The organism is Pseudomonas sp. P4_C1 (assembly GCF_056402155.1).
Window position 1 is genome coordinate 1 of sequence record NZ_JBFUHY010000145.1, and the last position, 3,871, is coordinate 3,871.

2 protein-coding genes and 1 pseudogene are annotated in these 3,871 nt (G+C 59.5%); 1 reads left to right on the forward strand and 2 read right to left on the reverse strand.

Going from position 1 to position 3,871, the window contains the following annotated elements; translation table 11 throughout:
- Nucleotides 1-186 (reverse strand): annotated as a pseudogene (locus AC1DU9_RS29560) (Zn-dependent hydrolase); the annotation flags it as partial.
- Between the two features lie 166 nt (nt 187-352).
- Nucleotides 353-1,837 (reverse strand): NCS1 family nucleobase:cation symporter-1, encoded by a 1,485-nt coding sequence (locus AC1DU9_RS29565; RefSeq protein ID WP_223461888.1) that lies wholly within the window; start codon nt 1,835-1,837, stop codon nt 353-355.
- Nucleotides 1,838-2,376: 539 nt separating this feature from the next.
- Between AC1DU9_RS29565 and hydA the strand changes: the two genes are divergently transcribed.
- Nucleotides 2,377-3,816 (forward strand): dihydropyrimidinase, encoded by a 1,440-nt coding sequence (gene hydA / locus AC1DU9_RS29570; protein ID WP_223461890.1) that lies wholly within the window; start codon nt 2,377-2,379, stop codon nt 3,814-3,816.
- Nucleotides 3,817-3,871 lie beyond the last annotated feature (55 nt).

Consider the following 3,871-nt stretch of genomic DNA (forward strand, 5'->3'; position numbering starts at 1 on the left):
ACCCGCCTCCTCGCACCATTTGACGAAGATGTCCCGGGCCTGGCGGTCGAGGTCGGTCAGGGCCAGGCGACACACGCCGCCCTTGACCGTGGCGCCGAGCCTTGCCAGTTCCATGAGCGATTGCCACAGGCGGTCGCGGTTGATGTGCTGATGGCTGGACTGCAGAACGTCGACGGCAGCGTTCATGATGATCTCCTCAGGCTGTTCTTGTGTGTTTCTTCAGGCAATTCGTTGGTGAACTTGAGGCCGCCATCGCGGGCAAGCCCGCTCCCACAGTTGATCGGGTGTACACAGTATTAGTGTACGACTTCAGTCCCTGTGGGAGCGGGCTTGCCCGCGATGAGGCCCTCACTTACACCGCTGATTTCGCAACAGATGGGCTGGGCCGCATCACATTCAACCCGTAATAAATCAAGCCCCCGAGGGCCGAGCCGGTAAACCAGCCATAGCTGTAGAACCAGCTGAAGGCATCGCTGCCCAGGGACAGCAGCGTCAACACCACCGGCACGCCGAAGGCGAGGAAACCGCACCAGTTCCACGCCGGGTACACGTCATCGCGGTACAGGCCGGCAAGGTCGAGTTGCTGTTTCTTGATCAGGAAATAGTCCACCACCATGATCCCGGCGATCGGCCCCAGCAGGCTCGAATAACCGAGCAACCAGTTGGAATAGACGGTTTCGAGACTGACGTCCGAGACAATCAGGCCCAGTTTTTTCAGCAGCTCATGGGCCATCAATGCCAAGCCGACAAACCCGGTGAGCAATACTGCCTTGGTACGGTTGATGGCCTTGGGCGCGATGTTCTGGAAGTCATTGGTCGGCGACACGATGTTGGCTGCGGTATTGGTCGACAGCGTGGCGATGATGATCAACGCCATCGCCAGTGCGACCCAGACCGGGCTCTGGATATGACCGATCAGGGTCACCGGATCGGACACTGTCACGCCGACCAGCTTCACCGACGCGGCGGTCATCACCACGCCGAGGGACGCGAACAGGAACATGGTCAGCGGCAAACCGATGATCTGCCCGACGATCTGGTCCTTCTGGCTTTTTGCGTAGCGACTGAAGTCCGGAATGTTCAGTGACAGCGTGGCCCAGAAGCCGACCATCGCCGTCAGCCCGGCCGCGAAGTAGCTGGCCACGCCAGCACCTTCGGGGCGCTTGGCCGGAATCGCCAGCAATTCGCTCATCGACACGTTGGGCATGGCCCAGACCAGCAGGCCTGCGCCCACCAGCACCAGCAGCGGTGCCGACAGGGTTTCCAGCCATTTGATCGACTCGGCGCCGCGAATCACCACCCACAGGTTCAGCGCCCAGAACACCATGAAGCCGATGACCTCGCCGGTGCCGCCCAGGGATTTCCAGCCTTCGAACACCGAGCCGAGAAACAGGTGAATCGCCAGCCCGCCGAACATGGTCTGGATGCCGAACCAGCCGCACGCCACCAGGGCACGAATCAGGCACGGAATGTTGGAACCGAGCACGCCGAAGGACGAGCGCAGCAACACCGGAAAGGGAATACCGTACTTGGTACCGGGAAAGGCGTTAAGTGTCAGGGGAATCAATACGATGATGTTGGCGAACAGAATCGCCAGCAGCGCTTCGCCGACGGTCAGGCCGAAGTACGCGGTCAGCACCCCGCCGAGGGTGTAGGTCGGCACGCAGATTGCCATGCCCACCCACAGCGCGGTGATGTGCCATTTGTTCCAGGTGCGTTCGCGCACCTTGGTCGGTGCGATGTCGTGGTTGTAACGGGGACTGTCGAGGACATCGCTGCCGGCTTCCAGCTCAAACAAGCCGTCGCGTTCGGTCACTTGCGATCTGATCTGTTGCATGGCCGCTCCACTGTTCTTTTGATTATTGTTGCTCATCAGGGGCTGGCGGCATCAATAAACGTGCCGAGTGCCCCGATTACGCATCGGGCAGTTCCATAAACACATTGCAACCAACTGATGTTTATCGCTTTTATTCACTGACTCGACTATTTGTCAGGCCACTCAGGCCGAATGCCAGGCAAGTTGTCGAAACAGTCAGGACTCAATCTGGTGCGTTGATCTTTTTTCAATGGCTGCGCATCAACCATAGACCATACTCAAACAGCTGATTTCACATAGGAAATCTTGACTATTTTTCGATCCTGTCAAGTGCGTCAAAATGGTGAGCGGCCTCACCATTTTGGTGATTTCTGTATTTATTCGTTAAATATCAAATAGTTAACTACTGAATAAGCTTATAAAAAATATTCTTGCCGATTCTGATAAGTGCAGCTAGCGTTTAATCCTGACAGCGTTGACAGGATTAGTTCTGTGCGGGCTGTTTTGAATAAAACATCTAGAACCGGCATAAGCCGGTCATTGCCTGCGAGGAACTCGGAATGTCTCTGTTGATCCGTGGCGCCACCGTTATTACCCATGATGAAAGTTATCGCGCCGATGTGTATTGCGCAGACGGCGTGATCAAGGCCATCGGCGAAAATCTCGATGTACCTGCAGGCGCCGAAGTGCTCGACGGCAGCGGCCAATACCTGATGCCCGGCGGCATCGATCCGCACACCCACATGCAACTGCCCTTCATGGGCACCGTGGCCAGCGAAGACTTCTACAGCGGCACGGCGGCGGGACTGGCCGGCGGCACCACCTCGATCATCGACTTCGTGATTCCCAATCCGCAGCAATCCTTGCTCGAAGCCTTCCATCAGTGGCGCGGCTGGGCCGAGAAGTCGGCGTCGGACTACGGCTTTCACGTCGCCATTACCTGGTGGAGCGAGCAGGTCCGCGAGGAAATGGCCGAGTTGGTCAGCCATCACGGCGTCAACAGCTTCAAGCATTTCATGGCCTACAAGAACGCGATCATGGCCGCCGATGACACCCTGGTGGCGAGTTTCGAACGCTGCCTGGAACTGGGCGCGGTGCCGACCGTTCACGCGGAAAACGGTGAACTGGTGTATCACCTGCAACGCAAGCTGATGGCCCAGGGCATCACCGGGCCGGAAGCCCATCCGCTGTCGCGGCCGTCACAGGTCGAAGGAGAGGCTGCGAGCCGGGCGATCCGCATCGCCGAAACCCTGGGCACGCCGCTGTACCTGGTCCACGTCTCGACCAAGGAGGCCCTCGATGAAATCACCTACGCCCGGGGCAAGGGCCAGCCGGTGTACGGCGAAGTGCTGGCCGGGCACCTGCTGCTGGACGACAGCGTCTACCGCGATCCGGACTGGCAAACCGCCGCCGGTTACGTGATGAGCCCGCCGTTCCGTCCTCGCGGCCATCAAGAGGCGCTCTGGCATGGCCTGCAATCGGGCAACCTGCACACCACCGCCACCGACCACTGTTGCTTCTGCGCCGAGCAAAAAGCCGCGGGCCGCGACGACTTCAGCAAGATCCCCAACGGCACCGCCGGCATCGAAGACCGCATGGCGGTGTTGTGGGATGAAGGCGTGAACAGCGGACGCTTTTCGATGCAGCAATTTGTCGCGCTGACATCCACCAACACGGCGAAGATCTTCAACCTCTACCCGCGCAAAGGCGCGATTCGCGTCGGCGCCGATGCCGACCTGGTGCTGTGGGACCCGCAAGGCACGCGGACCATTTCCGCCAAGACCCACCATCAGCAGGTGGACTTCAACATCTTCGAAGGCAAGACCGTGCGCGGCGTGCCCAGCCACACCATCAGCCAGGGCCGCGTGGTCTGGGCCGACGGCGACCTGCGGGCCGAGCGTGGTGCCGGGCGGTATATCGAACGGCCGGCGTATCCGGCGGTGTTTGATTTGCTGTGCAAGCGGGCTGAGTTGCACAAGCCTGTTGCCGTGAAACGCTGAAAGCGGCCTGCGGCCTATCGCGAGCAAGCTCGCTCCCACAGGTTTTGTGAACACC

Bases quoted from the DNA above. Each gene is read 5' to 3' on its own strand.
- AC1DU9_RS29565 (WP_223461888.1), bottom strand. From the start codon at position 1,837: ATGCAACAGATCAGATCGCAAGTGACCGAACGCGACGGCTTGTTTGAG.
- hydA (WP_223461890.1), top strand. From the start codon at position 2,377: ATGTCTCTGTTGATCCGTGGCGCCACCGTTATTACCCATGATGAAAGT.